This is a genomic window from Pantoea sp. A4, assembly GCF_000295955.2.
In the GTDB taxonomy this organism is placed as follows: Bacteria; Pseudomonadota; Gammaproteobacteria; order Enterobacterales; family Enterobacteriaceae; genus Pantoea; species Pantoea multigeneris.
Genome location: NZ_ALXE01000058.1, coordinates 1 through 20,227, shown reverse-complemented (window position 1 = coordinate 20,227; position 20,227 = coordinate 1). Strand labels below are relative to the sequence as shown.

The following is a 20,227-nucleotide window of genomic DNA, read 5'->3' as shown; positions in this document are numbered from 1 at the left end:
AATCGGGCTGCGACGTGGCTCGCTCCGATTACCCTGCCCTCCGAAATCCGTAGCGTTGTGTTGTCTGTAAACCAGGTCAAAACACTCGCCTGATAAATCGAGCTACTCAGCTCTCTGCGACCGGGGTTTGTTGTTCACGCCGTACCAGCCGGAAGGTAATCAGGAATGCCCCCAGCACCATCAGTGCTGCCGCCAGATACACCGACTGAATGCCCCAGTGAGCAATCAGCAGTCCTGCAACCGGACCGCTCAGGCCCAGACCTAAATCGAGAAACGCTGAATACGTGCCTAATGCTGAACCCTGATCTTGCTGCTCTACCTGCTTCACGGCCTCCACGCCTAGCGCGGGGAAAACCAGTGAGAAACCCGAGCCGGTAAGGAATGCCCCCAGATCGACCTGCCAGACGCTAGTCGCCTGCCAAATAATTAACAGTCCAACACACTCAACCAGCAGAGAAAACAGCGAAGTGCGTAAGCCCCCGAAGCGAGTAATACAACGGCTAAACACCAGACGAATCAGCACAAAACCCGCGCTGTATAACGTCAATGCCACTGCGGCTCCGCTCCAGTCACGGCTGGCAAAATAGAGGGTAATAAAGGTCGCGATCACACCAAAACCAATGGTGCCAAAACCTAACGCCAGTCCATAGGAACTGACACGGGTGAACACACGATGGAAAGGAATGCGCTTACCCATGGCAACCTGCACGGCGGGCTTGCTGCGGGCAATGAAAAAACCCACCACGCCCATCAACACCACCAGACCGGCAAAGCCACTGATACCAAAACTATTATTGAGAATGACACCAAAAGGTGCGCCGATGGCCATTGCAGAATACGTTGCCACGCCGTTCCAGGAAATAACCCTGGCCGTCTGCAACGGACCCACAATATTCATGCCCCAAAGCGTAGCTCCGGTGCTGCTAAAACTCTCGCCAAACCCGAGGAAAATGCGGCCTAATGCCAACATCAGCAGGCTCACCCACGGACTTGACTGGGTCAACGCCGCAATCAGGGTCAGCACACCGCTCATCCCACAGCAAACCAGGCCAAGCATCACCACACTACGTGGGCCAAAACGATCGGCCAGGCGGCCAGATTGAGGGCGACTCACCAGCGTAGCAAAGTACTGAATACTGATAATCAAACCGGCAACAAAAGAGCTGTACCCCAGCGTGTTATGGACGAAGCCAGGCAACACAGCGAGTGGCAGGCCAACTGAAAGGTAACAGAAGAAGGTAAAGATAATGACGGAGACAATTCGTTTATTTAACTGAGCATTACTCAGTACAGCAGCATCAGACATAGCAGGTAAGATTAATATATTCGCGTACCTTTACTATACCCTTAGCCTGCTAATGGGTCGCCCCTTTTTTAAGCGGGAACCGCCTGTAGAGCGTAACGATCAATGGCATCAGCAATATCCTGTGACACTTTCAGCGCTCTTATCTCACTGAACAGACCATCCGCTTCGCCATACGCTTTGCGTAGATATCCCAGCCACTGCTTGATACGTGCCACATGATACATCCCGGTATCGCCCTGCTTCTCCAGCCGGGTATACTTCTGCAACAGCGCCACCACTTCAGGCCACGGCATCGGTGCAGCATTCTCTTTAATCACTCGGCTCAAATTCGGCACATTCAAGGCACCACGGCCAATCATGATGGCATCACAACCGGTAATACGCAGGCAATCTTGCGCGCTCTGCCAGTCCCAAATCTCACCGTTAGCGATGACGGGAATCGACAAACGCTGACGGATCTCGCCAATCGCCTGCCAGTTAATCGCTTCTGCACGATAACCGTCATCTTTCGTCCGGCCATGCACTACCAGCTCACTGGCACCCGCTTGCTGTACCGCATCCGCAATTTCAAACCGCTGCCCGGCGCTATCCCAGCCCAAACGGACTTTTACCGTCACGGGGAGATCGGCAGGCACCGCTGCACGCATGGCTTTTGCGGCACGGTAAATCAATTCGGGATCTTTTAATAATGAAGCCCCACCACCACTGCCGTTGACCGTTTTAGAAGGACAACCGCAGTTGAGGTCTACGCCCCAGGAACCCAGCTCTATAGCGCGGGCCGCATTCTCTGCCAGCCACTCGGGATATTGACCGAGTAGCTGCAAACGCACCCGCGTACCACTGGGCGTACGGCTGGCATGCTGCAACTCCGGACAAAGCCGATAAAACGACTTGACCGGAAGCAGCTGATCAACGACCCGCAAAAACTCCGTAATACAGAGATCGTAATCGTTAACCTCCGACAGTAACTCGCGCACCAGTGAATCCAGTACGCCCTCCATCGGCGCCAGCAGTACTCGCATGATTACTGACCGGAACGGTTAGCCGGACGACGAGCTGGACGTGCTGCTCGCTCACCCTGCGCGTTGCCCGCGCCATTACCCTGACGACGCGGCTGATTGCGCTTCTCACCCTGCTCGCTACGAGCCTGACGTGGAGCACCATCACGACCACCGCGACCGCCATCACGACCGCCACGGCCACCTGGCTGTTGACGACCATTCTGAATCGGCTCGGCTTTGATCGAAGGATCTGGCTCAAAACCAGCAATTTCCAGACGTGGAATTTCACGCTTCAGCAGACGCTCGATATCGCGCAGCAGCTTGTGCTCATCGACACAAACCAGTGACAGCGCAGCACCGGTAGCGGCAGCACGACCGGTACGACCAATACGGTGTACATAGTCTTCTGCCACGTTTGGCAACTCATAGTTCACCACATGCGGCAGTTCTTCGATATCCAGACCACGGGCGGCGATATCGGTCGCAACCAATACGCGAATTGCGCCAGATTTGAAATCAGCCAATGCACGGGTACGGGCACCCTGACTCTTATTACCGTGAATCGCCGCAGCGGTGATACCGTCTTTACCTAACTGCTCCGCCAGGTGATTAGCGCCGTGCTTAGTACGGGTAAACACCAGCACCTGCTGCCAGTTGCCCTGACCGATCATCAGCGACAGCAGCTCCCGCTTACGCTTCTTATCAACAAAATGAACCTGCTGGCTCACCTGTTCAGAAGCGGTATTACGACGTGCAACTTCTACTTGTTCCGGGTTGTTCAGCAGTTTTTCAGCCAGCGTCTTGATCTCATCAGAGAAGGTCGCTGAGAACAGCAGGTTCTGACGTTTAGCCGGCAGGCGCGCCAATACACGACGGATATCGTGAATAAAGCCCATATCCAGCATACGGTCCGCTTCATCCAGCACCAGAATCTCAACCTGAGACAGATCAACGGCATTCTGATGCGCCAGATCCAACAGACGGCCAGGCGTTGCCACCAGCACATCTACACCGCCGCGCAGTTTCATCATCTGAGGGTTGATGCTGACACCGCCAAATACCACCAGAGAACGGATGTTAAGGTGCTTACTGTACTCACGCACATTCTCACCGACCTGAGCTGCCAGTTCGCGAGTTGGGGTCAAAATCAACGCACGCACAGGACGGCGACCGCGCGCAGGTGCGGCAGAAGTGCTCAGTAACTGCAACAGTGGCAGGGTGAAACCGGCTGTTTTGCCCGTACCGGTCTGCGCGCTGGCAAGCAAATCACGGCCAGATAAGACAACGGGGATCGCCTGACGCTGAATAGGTGTCGGCTCGTTATAGCCTTGCTCGGCGATCGCGCGCAGAATATCGGCACTCAAGCCGAGAGAGTCAAAAGACATGTAAGTGTATTACTCCGGTCCGCCCTGACCGTGATTCACGGTGCAGTTTTCAGGGGGATAATGACGCCAGCCGTAGCTAACGTGTGAAAAGGGCATAAACTACAATGCGTAAGCCGCGCAGTGTAGCAGCTTTATCAGGGCGGCGCGAGGGCCGCCCATGAATGTCAGCTGCGCTTCTTCTCGGGACGCGGTGCGGGTTCTTTTACCAGCAGTGAAACCAGTGCGGGCCCCACTAACATCACCAGTCCCATACAACCCAACAGCAGCGGATTGTGGAAAACGCGAGAGATTAAAAACAGGCTCAGCATCGCTGCGCCAAAGTAGTACGTGGTCGTCGCTTCTTCGAGATAATCACCAAGAGCGCGTAAACGGGCACTACGCTGCGTGACCAGCATAGTGATAAACACCAGCGCATATGCCACAACCAGGGTACTGCTCACTTCAACCAACTTTTTATGCTGCCAACCCAATACCAGCGCCACAATCACCAACAGATGCATGGCAATGTGAACACAGGTATGGCCGGTAGCAATCTGAACTCGATTAGACCATTTCATATCTTCATCTCCTGGCAGACACAACAGGTCGCCCAAGTACAACCAGCCGCAGCCGGTGACGTGCCATCAATCTATAGCAATTTTAGGATTACACCCTAAATTTCTGCCCCTCCCGCCGTTCATTTGTGACAGAGACTACACTTTATCCTGTTCATACTGAAAGGAGTGGGCCGAAGTATGCCACAAATCACAGCCGGTTTTTCATTTAAAGTCCTGACGATCAACACCCATAAAGGGTTCACTAGCTTTAATCGTCGCTTTATTCTGCCGGAACTGCGTGACGCGGTGCGTGCCACTTCAGCCGATATTGTCTTCCTGCAAGAGGTGATGGGGACACACAGTAGCCACCCTCTGCAAGTCGAAAACTGGCCGGATACACCGCACTATGAGTTCCTGGCGGACACGATGTGGAGCGATTTCGCTTATGGCCGCAATGCGGTTTATCCTGAAGGACACCACGGGAATGCGATTTTGTCACGTTATCCGATCGTTGAGTATAAAAATTTCGACATATCTGTTGCCGGAAGTGAAAATCGCGGCATGTTACACTGCCAAATCACCTTACCCGCACCACACAAAACCCTGCATGTCATCTGCGTCCATCTTGGGCTGCGGGAATCCCATCGCCTGGCACAGTTACAAAAGCTGGCCGAGTTTGTCACGGCATTACCCGCAGATGATCCGGTGGTGGTTGCGGGCGATTTCAATGACTGGCGCCAGCGTGCCAATGCTTTTCTGCAACGCCATGCGGGACTGAACGAGGTGTTCAGCCGCAAATATGGCCGACCAGAACGCACCTTTCCCGCGCGTTTTCCCCTGCTGCGCCTCGATCGTATCTACGTACGCAATGCTTCAGCCAGCCATCCCTGGGCACTGCCCGTCAAACCCTGGTCACACCTTTCCGATCATGCACCGCTGGCCGTGGAGATCCACCTATGAATGCACAATGGCGAGACGGTAATCAGTTACAGCTGCTGGAAAATGGTGATGCTTTTTTCCCTCGCGTGTTTGCGGCGATTGAGGGGGCCGAGCGCAGTATTCTGCTGGAAACGTTTATTCTTTTTGAAGATGAGGTGGGCCATCGCCTGCACGCTGCGCTGCTCAACGCGGCACAGCGTGGTGTCCACATCGAACTGCTGGTTGATGGCTATGGCTCATCGGAATTGAGTGACGCTTACATCAACAGCCTTACCGCGGCGGGCATCCGTTTTATGGTTTACGATCCACGCCCACGCGTGCTGGGGATGCGGACCAACGTCTTCCGCCGCCTGCACCGTAAAGTGGTGGTGGTCGATCAGCGGATTGCGTTTGTTGGCGGCATCAACTTCTCTGCCGAACACAATACCGACTTTGGTCCGCAGGCCAAGCAAGACTATGCCGTTGAAGTCACGGGGCCGGTGGTTGAGGATATCAGCCGCTATGAATTACAGGCCTTTGGCAGCGATCGGCCGGTGCGCCGCTGGTGGCAAAGACGTCACTCTCCGCTGGCCCGCAACAGGCAACCGGGTAACGCTCAGGTGCTGTTTGTCTTTCGCGATAACGAAGCCCATCGTGATGCCATTGAGCAACACTATCTCGACATGCTGCGCACCGCGCGTCAGGAGGTCACGATTGCTAATGCGTACTTCTTCCCTGGCTACCGCCTGCTGCGAGAAATGCGCAATGCAGCGCGGCGCGGCGTAACCGTCCGTTTAATTGTGCAGGGCGAGCCGGATATGCCCATTGTAAAAGTGGGCGCAGAACTGCTCTATAACTACCTGGTTGAGGGCGGGGTTGAAGTGTATGAGTATTGCCGTCGCCCACTGCATGGCAAAGTCGCGGTGCAGGATCAGCAGTGGTCTACCGTCGGCTCCAGTAATCTTGACCCGCTGAGTTTATCGCTCAATCTGGAAGCCAATTTGATCATCTATGACCGCCAGTTTAATCAGACCCTGCGTGACAACCTGCAACAGCTGCTGGAACAGGATTGCCAGCGGGTGGAAGCACATCAACTTCCGCCACGCAATCTGTGGCAACTGACTAAAAACGTGGTGGTTTTCCACTTTCTGCGCCACTTCCCGGCGATGGTTGGCTGGCTCCCTGCCCATACGCCTAAACTCGCACTCGTCGAACCGCCGGTACAGCCGGAAATGGAAACGCAGGACCGGATAGAAACAGAGAATCAAGGAGCGAAACCCTGATGAGCAGAAGACATTCGCGTGGACAACGAATAAAAAAATTCCTGACGGTGCTGTTTTTTATTGCCGTCGTGGTGCTGTTGGTGGTGTATGCCAGCAAGGTCAACTGGGCAGATGTCTGGCATGTTATTACCCACTATAACCGTATTGCGATAGCCAGTGCGCTGGTACTGGTCGCCGTCAGTTATGCCCTCTACGGAATATACGATCTGATTGGCCGTGCCTACTGCGGGCATAAGCTGGCAAAACGCCAGGTCATGCTGGTCTCCTTTATCTGTTACGCGTTTAACCTCACCCTCAGTACCTGGGTGGGTGGCGTGGCGATGCGCTACCGTCTCTACTCCAGGCTTGGTCTGCCCGGGGGTACGATCACGCGCATTTTCTCTTTGAGTATCGCCACCAACTGGCTGGGCTACATCCTGTTAGCGGGCATCATTTTTACTGCGGGCTGGGTGCCGCTTCCCCAGGGCTGGTTTGTTGGCAGCACCGCGCTGCGTCTGATCGGCTTAGGCTTGTTGTGTCTGGTTATCGCCTATTTCTCTGGCTGCACCTTTGCCAAGCGCCGACACTGGACGGTAAAAGGCAGAAAGCTACAACTGCCTGGCTGGCGGATGGCGATGTTTCAGTTTGCCGTTTCCTGCGCAAACTGGTTGGTGATGAGCACCATTATCTGGCTATTACTGGGACAACAGGCTGACTTTATGCAGGTCTCTGGGGTCTTACTGATCAGCAGCATTGCGGGCGTCATAGTGCATATTCCGGCCGGGATTGGTGTACTGGAAGCGGTGTTTCTTGCACTACTTGGAGGGCAATTACCGCACAGCACCATTATCGCCGCCCTGCTCGCCTATCGGGTGCTGTACTTTATTTTGCCGCTGGTCGTGGCACTGGTGCTCTATCTGTGGCTGGAGAGTCAGGCCAGGCATTTACGCGAAAAAAATGTGCAGAACATCTAGCGGGGAAGTATCACAGCGCCCGGAACAGGCGCTGTGATCAAAACGCATTAACGACGGCTGCCGAAAATACGCAACAGCATCAGGAACAGGTTAATAAAGTCGAGATACAGCGTCAGCGCGCCAAGGATCGAATAACGACGCAGCTGTTCTTTATCATTGGTATTAATACTTTCACCGATGTTTTTCAGTTTCTGTGTGTCATAAGCCGTCAGACCAACAAACACTACCACACCGATATAGGTGATGGCCCACATCAATGCAGAGCTTTTCAGCCAGAAATTCACCAGCGAAGCCAGCAAAATACCAATCAACGCCATAAACAGCAGGCTACCGAAACGGCTAAGGTCGCGTTTGGTGGTGTAGCCATAGAAGCTCATGGCACCGAACATTCCGGCAGTCACAAAGAAGGTGCTGGCAATTGACGAGTAGGTGTAAACCACAAAAATACTCGCCATCGTTAAGCCGGTTAGCGCCGAATAGAGCATAAACAAGCCAGTCGCCAGCGCACCACTCAGGCGCTGTACCATGCCGGAGAGCACAAAGACCACCGCAAGCTGCGCGATGACCAGGCCGAAAAAGGTCATACGACTGGCAAACACCAGTTCCATGACTGCTGGCGTGCGGGCAGCAAACCAGGCAACAAAAGCGGTAAGTAACAGACCACAGGTCATCCAACCGTAGACTTGCGCCATATAGGTCTGCAGGCCAACGGAAGTACGCTGTACGATTGGATCACTGGATTGTGGATATCGGTCCATGATGCACCTCTTGTAAGTGAAAGAACTGCCTTAAGTCTGGACGTACGGCGCAACGCCGTCAACGGCGACTCAGGCATTGTTGGTAACGATCGTTTACACGCCGGGCGAACCAGGCGGTGGTTAAATCGCGGGTAATTTTCGGGCTTTCCAGTTTGATGCCCGGCAGCATCTCCCGCGCCAGCGGTTTAGCCGCCTGTTTATCTGCGAGCGCAAACACTTTACGCCACAGCACACTACGGCTGAATTCTGGCTGCTCGCCAAGATTCAGATCACGGCGAATATCGTGGTTGCTCATCTCCAGCCGGTCGCTTATCCGGCGTACCGCCAGTTCAGTGCTCCCTGCCGCATCAGAATCGTAACGAATCAGATCCCCGTCCAGCGCCAGCTTCACACCACTTAAGCGCGCCACCGCTGCCTGAAATGCCGCATTACGGCTGGCGTACCAACCCGCATTATAATCGGCAAAACGGTAGAGCGGCTGGCTGTAATCCGCCGGGTAGCCCAGCAGATGCATAGTGCCAAAGTAGATGCCACCATGACGGGTAAAGACTTCACGGCGAATGGTTTTATCAATCGGCCATGGGTAGCCCTTTTCATGTGCTTCTGCAAACGAGATGCTGACCTGCATCGGGCCGCCGGTATGAATCGGGTTGAGATCGCCAAACAGCCGCTGTCCCATCGGCACCGAATCGATTAAGTCATCAAAGATGGCGCTGAGTTCTTTTTCACTGCGCACTTTATCAAGGCGTACCGCATAACTCTCGCCAGTCGGTGATTTAATTAACAACGCCGTGCGTACTAAAAATGCCGGAATATGCAGGGTGCCAGCACGCCGGTTAATCTCTCCCCAGGCAATCTTGGGTAACCCGCTCACTGGCGCATCAGCGTTGAAGTTAGACTCCTGGTCAGCCACGGCAATCACCGCACACAGCTGGCTGGCAGAAGTGTCTAACTTCTGCGCGGTAAAGCTGGTGTAAATATCACTCGCCCAATCCGCCTTATTGCTGACATGCGGCGGCAGCAGTTGGCGGATTTGCGCTTTGACATCCGCAGGTGGGCGTTCAGAGATTGTGGCTTTTTTCTGGCTGCTACAACCGGCCAGCACTAGCAGCAGAACCAGCATGAAATGAGAGTATAAATAACGCGCGGACATGGTTCTTCCTGAATCAGTTCGGTGACAGCGGAAGCATAGCATAGCCCCGGCCCAGCATGGTTTACTCCCAGCGTTGGGCCGCTGTTTGGTCACTCTCACGCGATTCAACCCAGCGTTCACCCTGCCCGGTCTGTTCGCGCTTCCAGAAAGGTGCGCGGGTTTTCAGGTAATCCATCATCATTTCGGCGGCGGCAAAGGCCGCTCCCCGGTGCGATGCTGTCACACCGACCAGCACAATCTCATCACCAGGATAGAGTGCGCCGACGCGATGAATCAACGTCACTCGCTGCAATGGCCAGCGCTGACGTGCCTCGGCCACAATCTCCTGTAGCGCTTTTTCTGTCATGCCCGGGTAGTGCTCCAGCGTTAACGCAGCGACGCTGCTGCCAAGATTGTGATTGCGCACCTTACCGGTAAACGTCACTACGGCACCATCACTGTCGCAGGCGGCGAGCCAGGCATACTCTTCGGCCATGCTGAAAGGCGCTGTGCCAACACGAATACGGGTTTCCACGTCAACCTCCGGTTACCGGTGGGAAAAATGCCACTTCATCACCCGCTTGCAGCGGATGATCCATCGGCACCAGCGTCTGATTGACCGCTGCCAGCAACTTGCCAGACGTCAGAGCCAAATCCCAGCGGTCACTTTGTGCCGCCAGCGCTTCACGCAGTGCCGCTACGTCGGCAAAATGGGCGGGCATGGTCAGCTCATCGGTGCCGGTCAGTTCACGCACCTGAGCAAAAAACAGCACTTTAAGCATCTTCACTCGCCTTGAAATCACCTGACTTGCCACCGCTTTTTTGCAGCAAGCGTACCTGCTCAATCACGATATCTTTCTGCACGGCTTTGCACATGTCGTAAATGGTTAATGCCGCAACCGAAGCCGCGGTCAACGCTTCCATCTCAACGCCGGTTTTACCGGTCAGACGGCAGAGGGAAACAATTCGTACCCGGTTGTGTTCAGGCTCGGCGGTCAGGTTAACTTCGACTTTGCTCAGCATCAGCGGATGGCACAGGGGAATCAGCTCCCAGGTGCGTTTCGCCGCCTGAATACCAGCAATGCGCGCAGTGGCAAACACATCGCCTTTATCATGCCGACCTTCAGTGATCATGCTCAGGGTGGTCGCCTGCATAGAAACGAACGCTTCGGCTCGCGCTTCACGCAAGGTTTCGGCTTTGGCGGAAACATCCACCATGTGCGCCTCACCAGCCGCGTTGATATGGGTGAGTTGTGACATAATTACAGCTTCTTCAGATGTTTAACAAAATTACATGGGCGCGTACGCGCATCGAGTTGCTCGTTAATAATGCGTTCCCACGCGCTTTGACAGGCGCTGGTTGAGCCAGGAACTGCAAAGATCAGCGTCTGATTAGCCATGCCCGCTACCGCGCGAGACTGCAACGACGCACTACCGATATCCTCATAGGAGAACATACGGGACAGTTCACCAAACCCCTGAATCTCCCGATCAAACAGCGGTAGCAGTGCCTCAGGCGTGCTGTTTTGGCTGTTAAAGCCGGTGCCGCCGTTAATGATCACCACCTGGACATCTTCACTGGCAATCCAGCGCGAGATAATCGCGCGAATACGGTAACGATTGTCGCCAATCACCGCATGATCCACCACCTGATGCCCGGCTTCCGTCGCAGCTTCCCGCAGATAGTCCCCTGAGGTATCGTTGCTGGCATCACGTTTATCTGAAATGGTTAACACTGCCAGATTAAGGGCGATAAATTCGCCGCCAGATTTGCTCATGACCATCACTCCTGAAGTCAGCCGCCAATAAATGAGAGGTTTTGCGTAATGCCGGTGTTGCCCTGATGGAGAAAATGCGTCTGCTTTTTCTGCCCAAGGCTGGTGGCAATGCGCGCCTGTAAGGCATCCAGCTGGTCGTCCGCCGCCAGCAAATCACGCAGCGGAATCCCTGCGTCACCAAACAGACAGAGATGCAAATTGCCCACTGCGGAGACCCGCAGGCGGTTACAGCTGGCACAAAAATCTTTTTCGTAGGGCATGATTAACCCGACCTCACCCAGATAGTCCGGGTGATAAAACACCTGCGCAGGGCCATCGCTACGACTGCGGCTACGCAGTTGCCAGCCTTGTTGTAACAGCTGGTCGCGGATCACCGTGCCAGAAATATGCTGCTGGCGAAATAACGCCCCGCCCTCGCCGGTTTCCATTAATTCGATAAAGCGCAGCTGGATGGGCCGATTGCGGATCCACGCCAAAAAGGTCGCCAGTTGGTGGCTGTTGTGTTCACGCATCAACACGCTGTTGACTTTGACCTGGGTGAAACCCGCGGCAAAGGCGGCATCAATACCCGCCATCACCTGGTAAAATTTATCCTGCCCGGTGATGGCGTGAAACTGACGCGCATCCAGGCTATCCACGCTGACATTGAGGTGAGTAAGGCCAGCAGCGCGCCACTTGTCGACATCCCGTTCCATACGGTAACCGTTGGTGGTCATGGCTATCTGACGGATGCCTGGATTTTCGCGCACGGCGGCAATAATGTCGGTGAAATCGCGACGCAGAGAGGGCTCTCCCCCCGTGAGTCGAACCTTTTCGGTGCCGGCAGCCGCAAAGGCGCGCGTCACGCGGCGGATCTCCTCCAGCGAGAGAAAACTGTTGTTGTTTACCCCCTGAGGCCGATAACCATCAGGCAGGCAATAGGTACAGCGGAAGTTACACACGTCCGTGACCGACAACCGCAGGTAGTAGAACCGGCGGTCATATGCATCTGAAAACTGGGACACCGAACACCTTTCAGGATTTGTGAATACAGTGCAGTGATTGCACCTCGATAGCGCCCGGCTACCGACCAGCACAGTAATTGCCTGCCCTGGCTGAAGTGAATGAGCCTTTTTTGGCTCAAGAAAAATAGTATCGCTAAATCCCATACTATTCCAGGCTGGCTAAACGATATATATACTCGATCTGTGCCTTTTGACCTCTGTTAAGCGGCCGTTGTATGGCATTTATCACTGTTGACCGCTTTTGGCCGCAATACGCGGCCACCGTAGGAGAAGTATGAATCGAACGCTGGCTGACCTTGACCGCGTAGTGGCTCTGGGGGGCGGACACGGCCTCGGGCGCGTAATGTCCTCGCTCTCTTTCCTGGGTTCACGCCTGACCGGGATTGTCACCACCACCGACAATGGGGGATCGACCGGCCGCATCCGTCGCTCAGAAGGCGGTATTGCCTGGGGCGATATGCGTAACTGCATTAACCAACTCATTACCGAGCCAAGTGTCGCCTCTGCCATGTTTGAGTACCGTTTTAGCGGCAATGGCGAATTAGCGGGGCATAATCTGGGTAATTTGATCCTGAAAGCGTTGGATCACCTCAGCGTGCGTCCGCTGGAAGCGATCAACATCATTCGCAATCTGTTAAAAGTCGAAGCTTTTCTAATCCCGATGTCGGAACAACCGGTAGACCTGGTGGCTTCCGATGCGGAAGGCAATATGGTGTACGGAGAAACGGCCATTGATGCCATGCAGCAGACACCGGAAACGCTGATGCTGCATCCAAATGTGAAAACCACGCGTGAAGCGCTGGAAGCGGTCGCTCGCGCCGACCTGATATTGCTCGGTCCCGGCAGTTTTTACACCAGCCTGATGCCCGTCCTGTTGCTGGAAGAGATGGCACAAGCACTTCGGCGCACGCCAGCCACCGTGGTCTTTATCGATAATCTGGGCCGGGAACACAGCCCAGCCGGTCAGCTGAGCGTGCAGGATAAGCTGGCGATTATGGAACAGTCGATTGGCAAACGGGTCGTCGATGCGGTGCTGGTTGGCCCATCCGGTGATACACAAGGCGTAGAGAACCGCCTGATCATCCGTGAACCGCTGGAGGCGGTGGATATTCGCTATCGCCACGATCGCCAACTGCTGCGCGTTGCGCTGGAGCATGCCATCCAGACGTTATAGCCACCTGCTAATACAGGTGGCTTTGCTGTCAGGAAGTGGCAATAAACAGTTCGCGCAGTTGATGCAGCTGATCGCGAACTGTGGCCGCCTCTTCGAATTCGAGGTTCTGCGCATGCTGTTGCATCTGCGCTTCCAGCTCGTGGATTTTCTTCTGTAGGCCCTGCGGGGTGAGCGCCTGAAAATCGGTCTCTTCCTCGACCACACCTGGACGTTTGCCTTTCGCCTTGCCGCGCGTTTTCACGACATTCTTGCCCAGCTCGAGGATGTCAGTGATCTTCTTGTTCAAGCCCTGCGGCACAATGCCGTTGTCTTCATTGTATTTCTGCTGCTTCTCGCGGCGACGTTCGGTCTCTTCAATGGCACGGGCCATGGAGTTGGTAATACGATCGCCATACAGAATTGCCCGGCCATTAACGTTACGCGCGGCGCGACCAATGGTCTGAATCAGCGAGCGCTCTGAACGCAGGAAGCCCTCTTTATCTGCATCCAGAATCGCCACCAGCGACACTTCCGGCATATCCAGGCCTTCACGCAGCAGGTTAATCCCGACCAGCACATCGAACTCACCCAGACGCAAGTCACGGATAATTTCCATGCGCTCAACGGTATCAATGTCCGAGTGCAGATAGCGCACGCGCTCACCATGCTCTTCCAGATATTCCGTCAGATCTTCGGCCATTCTTTTGGTCAACGTCGTGACCAGCACGCGCTCATTGACCGCGACACGTTGACGAATTTCAGAGAGCAAGTCGTCCACCTGTGTGCCCACCGGACGCACTTCAATGATGGGGTCCAGCAGGCCAGTAGGACGCACCAGCTGATCAATCACTTCATCGCCAGACTTCTCCAGCTCGTAGTTACCTGGCGTTGCTGAGACATAAATTGTCTGCGGGGCCAGGCCTTCAAACTCTTCAAACTTCAGCGGGCGGTTATCCAGTGCGGAAGGCAGACGGAAACCATACTCCACCAGCGTCTCTTTTCGCGCACGGTCGCCACGGTACATGCCACCAATTTGCGGGATAGTGACGTGGGACTCATCCACCACCAGCAAACCATCCGCGGGCAGGTAGTCGAACAAGGTCGGTGGTGGCTCACCAGGGCCGCGCCCGGAGAGGTAACGGGAGTAGTTCTCGATGCCTGAGCAGTAGCCCAGTTCGTTCATCATCTCCAGATCGAACTGGGTGCGCTGGGTAATGCGCTGCTCTTCCAGCAGTTTGTTATTGTCCATCAGGTTCTTACGCCGATCGACTAACTCCACTTTGATCTCTTCCATCGCCTGCAAAATACGCTCACGTGGCGTCACGTAGTGCGTCTTGGGATAGATGGTAAAACGTGGCACCACCGACTCCACCTGGCCCGTGAGGGGATCGAACAGCGATAAGCGCTCAACTTCATCGTCGAACAACTCTACGCGCAGCGCGATGTCATCTGATTCAGCGGGGAAGATATCGATCACTTCACCGCGCACGCGGAAAGTCCCGCGCTGGAAGGCCTGGTCATTACGGGCGTACTGCAACTCCGCCAGACGACGCAAAATGCTGCGTTGATCGATGATCATGCCCCGGCTGAGGTGGAGCATCATTTTTAAATAAAGGTCAGGATCACCTAAGCCGTAGATGGCCGACACGGAGGCCACAACAATCACATCGCGGCGCTCCAGCATCGCTTTCGTCGCTGACAGACGCATCTGTTCGATATGCTCATTCACCGCCGCATCTTTCTCAATGAAGGTGTCGGAGCTTGGCACATAGGCTTCTGGCTGGTAGTAATCGTAGTAGGAGACAAAGAACTCCACGGCGTTGTCCGGGAAGAACTCTTTCATTTCACCGTATAACTGCGCTGCGAGCGTTTTGTTGGGTGCCAGGATCATGGTGGGCCGATTGAGATCGGCAATCACGTTGGCCACGGTAAACGTCTTCCCTGAACCGGTCACCCCTAATAACGTCTGATGGGCCAGTCCATCTTCCAGCCCCTCTTTGAGGCGCTGAATCGCCTCAGGCTGATCGCCAGAGGGCTTGAAGGCGGAATTCAGTTTAAACGCTTTACTCATGAAATGGGGTTCCTGCTGAAAAGGCGACGAGCTGGATGATAATTCTACTCTGCCTGGCTGATTTTGCCAGCAAAAAATACTGGATATATTGCCAGTAATCCTCCACTATAGTTGCACAGCACGCTGCTGCTTATTAGTGCAGTTAAACCCGTCGACACAAATTTGGCTTTGTGCGCGGGTTATCCCCAGACCGTGTTGAGATTTAACATTTGTCAAGAGAGCGTCATAAAATTACAGCCAGATGACCAGCTAGATAATTCTGAGTATTGCTTTTAAATAACATATTGATTTAAATGGATATCTCTTTTTAGGCCAGTTTCTCAGCATAATGTAGGTAAGCCGCGTATTTCCTCGCTTGCGCCTTGTTGTCAGAATCTAATGCACAAGGTTATCCACAGGAATAGTGGATAACTGTCTCCAGCCCTGACGCCATAGGCTGTGTATAATTTTTCCCGCTTAATCCTCTGAGTAAAAAAAATATTTTTTTGCGGATTATTTTTACGTCCCCCCTTAATCATCAGTGTCTCTCAAGCTCAATCGTGGTGGTTTTTCAGGCGTAATGTGCATATCTTCCGCTTCATCAACAATCATACCCGTGCGTTATCACTCTGCATCTGCACCACGATTGATTAGCTTCAAGCACTAGTGGGGAGCATCAAAGTGATTCCCGCACTCAACTGTTTAACATTATTTCTGTGTTTTTATAGCGCTAGCGCACACTCTTCCGCCTTCCATCCCCGTCTCTCCAATTTTTGGCCTGAAAATTGCAGCTATCTGAAGGTATGTCAGGCTCAGGCCTGCCCCCCCTTTAACGCTGTGACTTGTTATTCACTGTTTGCCAGACGACAGAGAGCGGAAGCATTCAGGTTACGATTCTGAGAGGAGCCCCCAGATGCTGAGTTTACGTTCGGTCAATCAGTTCTACGGTCAGAACCACATTTTATGGGATGTTGATCTTGATCTCCCCCCTGGCACCTGTACCGGGGTGTTGGGCCGCCCTGGCATGGGGAAAACCACGCTGGTCAACTGCATCATGGGGCGCTTACCGATTAACAGCGGCACCATGACCTGGCAGGAAGATGGCTCTCCCCCCGCCAATATGTTGTTGCAACCGCCAGAGCAGCGGGCACGTATGGGTATCGGTTACGTCCCCCAGGGACGCCATATTTTTTCCCAGATGAGCGTCGAGGATAACCTGCTGATCGCCTTGCTGGCGGGCGCAGGCATGGAAAATCCTCATCCGGCGATTCCACAAATGGTGTTCGATCTGTTCCCACACCTCTATTCGTTGCGCCATCTACGCAGTGGTGAACTGCCGGTTGCTCAGCAACAGCATCTGGCACTGGCGCGAGCGTTAGTGCTCCAGCCGAAACTGCTGATACTGGATGAACCCACGGAAGGGATGTCGCCATGGCTGGAAGAGGAGATGGGTAATCTGATTCGCCGCCTCAATCGTGATTACGGCCTGACGGTGCTGCTGCTGGAGCAGCGGTTGTCATTCATACGCCGCGTTGCAGACTACTTCTTACTGCTGCACCGTGGGCGCAATGTGGCCCACGGTGAGATGGCTCAGTTGGATGATATGATGGTTAACAAGTGGCTTACCGTCACCTGAGAGGTCAGTCGGGCAAACGCAGGAAGTGGCCGCAGGCCGTCAGTTGCGCCGGGTCACTCAGATACGGAATTTCCCCTAAACAGGGTGCAGGGAGTCGCTGGTGTAACGTAGCGAGATACTCTGCATGGCGTTTGCCCGCTGGCTGAACACCATTGGCTATCCAGCCTGCCAGCGGCAATCCTTGCGCCCGCACCGCATCCATGGTCAGCATGGCGTGATTGATACATCCCAGCTTAATGCCCACCACCAGAATCACCGGGAGCTGTTCAGCCACCACCCAATCCGCAAACGTAAACTGTTCGCTGAGCGGCGTGTACCAGCCACCTGCTCCTTCAACCAATACCCAGTCAGCGTGCTGCTCTACTTCTCGCAACCCCTGCGAGAGCGCGGTCAATGTAATGGGCCGGCCCTCCTCCGCGCTGATGATATGCGGTGAGGTGGGTTCCAGAAATGCCAGCGGATTGACCTGTTCATAGCGTAATGCAACGCTGCTGTAGCGTTGTAATGCCAGCGCATCGCTGTTCCTTACACCTTCCGCAGTTAATTCGCTGCCGGAAGCCACAGGCTTATAGCCCGCACAACGCAGACCTGCCGTGGTCGCGGCTTGCAACAGTGCGCTGCTGGCAACCGTTTTACCCACTTCGGTATCGGTTCCCGTAATAAACCAACGCTTCATAACGTGATGACTCCAAAAAACAGATGATAACTAAGCCGGTAACCCTGTTGATCTTGCGGCCAGCTCTGCTCAAGCTGCGCCAGTCCATGCCGGGTTAACAAGGCATTACGACGCCCGTGGTGTAAATGCGTGGCACCAATGCCTTTGAGTGAGCGCATCGCCGCTAACGCCGTGGGGAAATGCAGTGTCACCTGTTGCGTTTGATAACGCAGGGGCAGACTGGCGGCAGCGGCAATCACCTGCTGCTGACTGAGAAACCGATTGGTGTGTGGCAACCGGTCCAGCACCTGCCAGGCCTGGTTCACTTCCTGTAGCGAAGCTTCCAGTAACGTCGAGAACATAACGCTTCCGCCGCTGCGTAACAGACGGCACTGCTGTTGCAGTGCTGTGCCTAAGTCGCTACTCCACTGCACCGCCAGGTTGCTCCAGACCAGATCCACACTCCTTGCTGGCAGCGGCAGCGCATCCAGATCGGCCTGAACATAGCTATCGGCTGAGTCGGCAGCGCGCGCCTGATCTAACATGGCACTGGAGAGATCAAGGGCAGTAACATGATGACCGCGAGCGCGCCAGTAGCGGCTGTAACGCCCGGTGCCACAGCCAATGTCCAGCACATCGCGCCCGGGGGCTGTAGGTGCCAGCGTTAGCAGCGCCTCGCCACTCAGTCGTTGCAGTTCGGCGTGCTGGTCGTAGTGGCTGGCGGCGCGGCCAAAGGCTTTCGCCACCGCCTGCTTATTCACTGGCTGCGTCATGTAGCACCTCCAGCAATCGATCAATATCTTCGGTTCGATGTGCGGCGGTGAGGGTAATACGCAGGCGTGCGGTGCCAGGCGGGACGGTGGGCGGGCGAATCGCGCTGACCCAACAGCCTGCCTGTGCCAGTTGGCGAGAGAGCGCCAACGCAGCGCTGTTTTCACCGATCACCAGCGGCTGAATAGCGCTTTCAGACGGCAACAGCTGCCAGGGTAGCGAAGCCGCCCCGCGCCGGAAATGGGCGATATTCTGTTGCAGAGTGGCGCGCGCACCATCAGCCTGTTGTACCGCCAGCAGCGCAGCGTGCAATGCACCAATCTGTGCCGGTGGCAGCGCGGTGGAGTAGATCAAATGGCGAGCGAACTGCACCATGTAGTCTGCCGTGGCGTCGTCACACAGCAATGCAGCACCGCTGACCCCAAACGCTTTGCCAAAGGTGATGACCTGAAGCTGCGGTTTAACCCCCTGCTGCCAGCAACTGCCACGCCCCTGATCGCCCGTCACGCCAATCCCATGCGCATCGTCTACCAGTAACCAACCCTCGGCGGCCGCGGTTGCCTGAGCAATCTCGGCCAGCGGTGCGCTGTCACCGTCCATGCTGAATATCCCTTCAGTGATGACAAGGGTGGCACCGCTGGCGGGCTGTGCCAGCAAACGCTGTAAGCTGTGAGGCTGGTTGTGGGCAAAGCGGCGCAGTTGTGCCGGAGCCAGACTGGCCGCCTCCAGCAATGAGGCGTGCGAGAGCTTATCAGCGAGTAAACGATCGTCTTTGCCCGCCAGCAGATGGATAATGGCCTGGTTCAGCGCAAAGCCCGAAACAAACAGCAGTGCCCGCGGATAGCCGAGCCATGACGCCAGCGCTTCTTCCAGTTCCGCCTGCTGTTGGCGATAGCCGGTCACATGCCCGGAAGCGCCAGCACCCGCACCCGCTTTGGCCCCCTGCTGCCAGCCAGCAATCAACGCGGGGTGCTGGCTTAAACCCAGATAGTCATTGCTGGAGAAGTGCAGATAGCGCTGCCCCTCTACCTGAATTTCACGCGTGCTATTGTGTTGCACCTGCGGACGGCTACGCCACGCATGCTGCTGCTGACGCTCGCTCAGCGCCTGCTGAATACGTGCTGACCAGTTCATCAGTGCGCCGCGTTATAAAATTGCTCGGTATCGGCATACAACAGTTGCTCACTTAAGTGCTGCTGCTGTTCATTGTCACCGTGCTGGGTGGCCGTGTGTTCCGGGTTAAGCCCCAGTTTGCGGAACAGTTGCAGGTCTTTATCCTCTTCCGGATTGGTGGTGGTCAGTAACTTGCAGCCGTAGAAGATGGAATTTGCCCCTGCCATAAAGCACATCGCCTGCGTCTGCTCGCTCATCTGTTCACGTCCGGCAGACAAGCGTACATGCGAAGCGGGCATCATGATGCGTGCAACGGCAATGGTACGAATAAAATCAAACGCATCGACATCCTCGTTATCCGCCAGGGGGGTGCCTTTAACCTTCACCAGCATGTTGATTGGCACGCTCTCTGGCGGTTTTGGCAAGTTTGCTAACTGCACCAGCAAACCCGCACGGTCTGTCACGGTTTCACCCAATCCCACAATCCCGCCTGAACACACTTTGATACCGGCACCACGCACCTGATCTAACGTATCAAGACGCTCCTGATAACTGCGGGTCGTGATAATGCTGCCGTAAAACTCCGGTGAGGTATCGAGGTTATGGTTGTAGAAATCCAGGCCTGCGCCCGCCAGGCGCTGAGCCTGATCGCCGTTTAACGTCCCCAGCGTCATGCAGGTTTCCATCCCCATTGCTTTCACCCCTTTGACCATCTGTTCGAGGTAAGGCATGTCACGTTCGTGTGGGTTTTTCCATGCGGCGCCCATGCAGAAACGGCTCGAACCCGCCGCTTTT

At 55.0% G+C, this 20,227-nt stretch carries 21 protein-coding genes; 5 read left to right on the top strand and 16 right to left on the bottom strand.

Annotated features, from left to right (window positions below; genetic code table 11):
- Positions 1-106: 106 nt before the first annotated feature.
- The 4 genes from B880_RS0122475 to B880_RS0122460 all read right to left on the bottom strand — a co-directional run bounded on the left by B880_RS0122475 (position 107) and on the right by B880_RS0122460 (position 4,249).
- Positions 107-1,306, bottom strand: a complete 1,200-nt coding sequence (locus B880_RS0122475; RefSeq protein WP_017349721.1) for an MFS transporter — start codon at positions 1,304-1,306, stop codon at positions 107-109.
- A gap of 68 nt (positions 1,307-1,374) precedes the next feature.
- Positions 1,375-2,328 (bottom strand): tRNA dihydrouridine(16) synthase DusC, encoded by a 954-nt coding sequence (gene dusC, locus B880_RS0122470; protein WP_017349720.1) that lies wholly within the window; start codon positions 2,326-2,328, stop codon positions 1,375-1,377.
- Positions 2,329-2,330: 2 nt separating this feature from the next.
- Positions 2,331-3,692: an ATP-dependent RNA helicase RhlE gene (gene rhlE, locus B880_RS0122465; protein ID WP_017349719.1), complete on the bottom strand. Its 1,362-nt coding sequence runs from the start codon at positions 3,690-3,692 to the stop codon at positions 2,331-2,333.
- A 164-nt stretch (positions 3,693-3,856) separates the two neighbouring features.
- Positions 3,857-4,249, bottom strand: coding sequence for a YbhQ family protein (locus B880_RS0122460; protein WP_017349718.1), 393 nt, complete (start codon positions 4,247-4,249; stop codon positions 3,857-3,859).
- A 177-nt stretch (positions 4,250-4,426) separates the two neighbouring features.
- Between B880_RS0122460 and B880_RS0122455 the strand changes: the two genes are divergently transcribed.
- Genes B880_RS0122455 through B880_RS0122445 form a run of 3 tightly spaced genes read left to right on the top strand, consistent with a single transcriptional unit; the run spans position 4,427 to position 7,382 of the window.
- The gene (locus tag B880_RS0122455; RefSeq protein WP_017349717.1) at positions 4,427-5,188 is read left to right on the top strand and encodes an endonuclease/exonuclease/phosphatase family protein; all 762 of its coding nucleotides are present in this window, start codon (positions 4,427-4,429) and stop codon (positions 5,186-5,188) included.
- Positions 5,185-6,429: a cardiolipin synthase ClsB gene (gene clsB, locus B880_RS0122450; RefSeq protein ID WP_017349716.1), complete on the top strand. Its 1,245-nt coding sequence runs from the start codon at positions 5,185-5,187 to the stop codon at positions 6,427-6,429. Before B880_RS0122455 ends, clsB begins: the two co-directional genes overlap by 4 nt.
- The gene (locus tag B880_RS0122445; RefSeq protein WP_017349715.1) at positions 6,429-7,382 is read left to right on the top strand and encodes a lysylphosphatidylglycerol synthase transmembrane domain-containing protein; all 954 of its coding nucleotides are present in this window, start codon (positions 6,429-6,431) and stop codon (positions 7,380-7,382) included. The genes clsB and B880_RS0122445 overlap by 1 nt, the downstream gene beginning before the upstream one ends.
- 47 nt (positions 7,383-7,429) lie before the next feature.
- On the opposite strand, the gene B880_RS0122440 is transcribed toward B880_RS0122445, so the two are convergent.
- The 7 genes from B880_RS0122440 to moaA all read right to left on the bottom strand — a co-directional run bounded on the left by B880_RS0122440 (position 7,430) and on the right by moaA (position 12,054).
- On the bottom strand, positions 7,430-8,140 hold the full coding sequence (locus B880_RS0122440) for a Bax inhibitor-1/YccA family protein (protein ID WP_017349714.1): 711 nt from the start codon (positions 8,138-8,140) through the stop codon (positions 7,430-7,432).
- Between the two features lie 58 nt (positions 8,141-8,198).
- Positions 8,199-9,293 (bottom strand): DUF1615 domain-containing protein, encoded by a 1,095-nt coding sequence (locus B880_RS0122435; RefSeq protein ID WP_017349713.1) that lies wholly within the window; start codon positions 9,291-9,293, stop codon positions 8,199-8,201.
- A 61-nt stretch (positions 9,294-9,354) separates the two neighbouring features.
- On the bottom strand, positions 9,355-9,807 hold the full coding sequence (gene moaE, locus B880_RS0122430; protein WP_017349712.1) for a molybdopterin synthase catalytic subunit MoaE: 453 nt from the start codon (positions 9,805-9,807) through the stop codon (positions 9,355-9,357).
- A gap of 1 nt (position 9,808) precedes the next feature.
- A complete protein-coding gene (moaD, locus tag B880_RS0122425) occupies positions 9,809-10,054 on the bottom strand; it encodes a molybdopterin synthase sulfur carrier subunit (RefSeq protein ID WP_017349711.1) in 246 nt (81 codons plus the stop codon).
- Entirely contained in the window at positions 10,047-10,532 is a 486-nt protein-coding gene (moaC, locus tag B880_RS0122420; RefSeq protein ID WP_017349710.1) for a cyclic pyranopterin monophosphate synthase MoaC, read from the bottom strand. Before moaC ends, moaD begins: the two co-directional genes overlap by 8 nt.
- A 2-nt stretch (positions 10,533-10,534) precedes the next feature.
- Positions 10,535-11,050, bottom strand: a complete 516-nt coding sequence (gene moaB, locus B880_RS0122415; RefSeq protein ID WP_017349709.1) for a molybdenum cofactor biosynthesis protein B — start codon at positions 11,048-11,050, stop codon at positions 10,535-10,537.
- A gap of 17 nt (positions 11,051-11,067) precedes the next feature.
- Positions 11,068-12,054, bottom strand: coding sequence for a GTP 3',8-cyclase MoaA (gene moaA / locus B880_RS0122410; RefSeq protein WP_017349708.1), 987 nt, complete (start codon positions 12,052-12,054; stop codon positions 11,068-11,070).
- Between the two features lie 274 nt (positions 12,055-12,328).
- On the opposite strand from moaA, the gene B880_RS0122405 reads away from it, so the two are divergent.
- Positions 12,329-13,228: a gluconeogenesis factor YvcK family protein gene (locus B880_RS0122405; RefSeq protein ID WP_017349707.1), complete on the top strand. Its 900-nt coding sequence runs from the start codon at positions 12,329-12,331 to the stop codon at positions 13,226-13,228.
- A gap of 28 nt (positions 13,229-13,256) precedes the next feature.
- Here B880_RS0122405 and uvrB read toward each other — a convergent pair whose 3' ends face one another.
- Positions 13,257-15,278: an excinuclease ABC subunit UvrB gene (gene uvrB / locus B880_RS0122400; protein WP_017349706.1), complete on the bottom strand. Its 2,022-nt coding sequence runs from the start codon at positions 15,276-15,278 to the stop codon at positions 13,257-13,259.
- Between the two features lie 892 nt (positions 15,279-16,170).
- On the opposite strand from uvrB, the gene B880_RS0122395 reads away from it, so the two are divergent.
- Positions 16,171-16,893, top strand: coding sequence for an ABC transporter ATP-binding protein (locus tag B880_RS0122395; protein ID WP_017349705.1), 723 nt, complete (start codon positions 16,171-16,173; stop codon positions 16,891-16,893).
- A 4-nt stretch (positions 16,894-16,897) separates the two neighbouring features.
- Here the strand turns inward: B880_RS0122395 and bioD are convergent, their stop codons facing one another.
- The 4 genes from bioD to bioB all read right to left on the bottom strand — a co-directional run.
- Positions 16,898-17,569, bottom strand: a complete 672-nt coding sequence (gene bioD, locus B880_RS0122390; protein ID WP_017349704.1) for a dethiobiotin synthase — start codon at positions 17,567-17,569, stop codon at positions 16,898-16,900.
- Positions 17,566-18,321, bottom strand: a complete 756-nt coding sequence (gene bioC, locus B880_RS0122385; RefSeq protein ID WP_017349703.1) for a malonyl-ACP O-methyltransferase BioC — start codon at positions 18,319-18,321, stop codon at positions 17,566-17,568. The genes bioD and bioC overlap by 4 nt, the downstream gene beginning before the upstream one ends.
- Complete coding sequence (gene bioF, locus B880_RS0122380) at positions 18,302-19,453, bottom strand: 8-amino-7-oxononanoate synthase (RefSeq protein WP_017349702.1); 1,152 nt, start codon at positions 19,451-19,453, stop codon at positions 18,302-18,304. The genes bioC and bioF overlap by 20 nt, the downstream gene beginning before the upstream one ends.
- A partial coding sequence (gene bioB, locus B880_RS0122375; RefSeq protein WP_017349701.1) for a biotin synthase BioB occupies positions 19,453-20,227 on the bottom strand: 775 nt, incomplete at its 5' end. The genes bioF and bioB, both read right to left, overlap by 1 nt.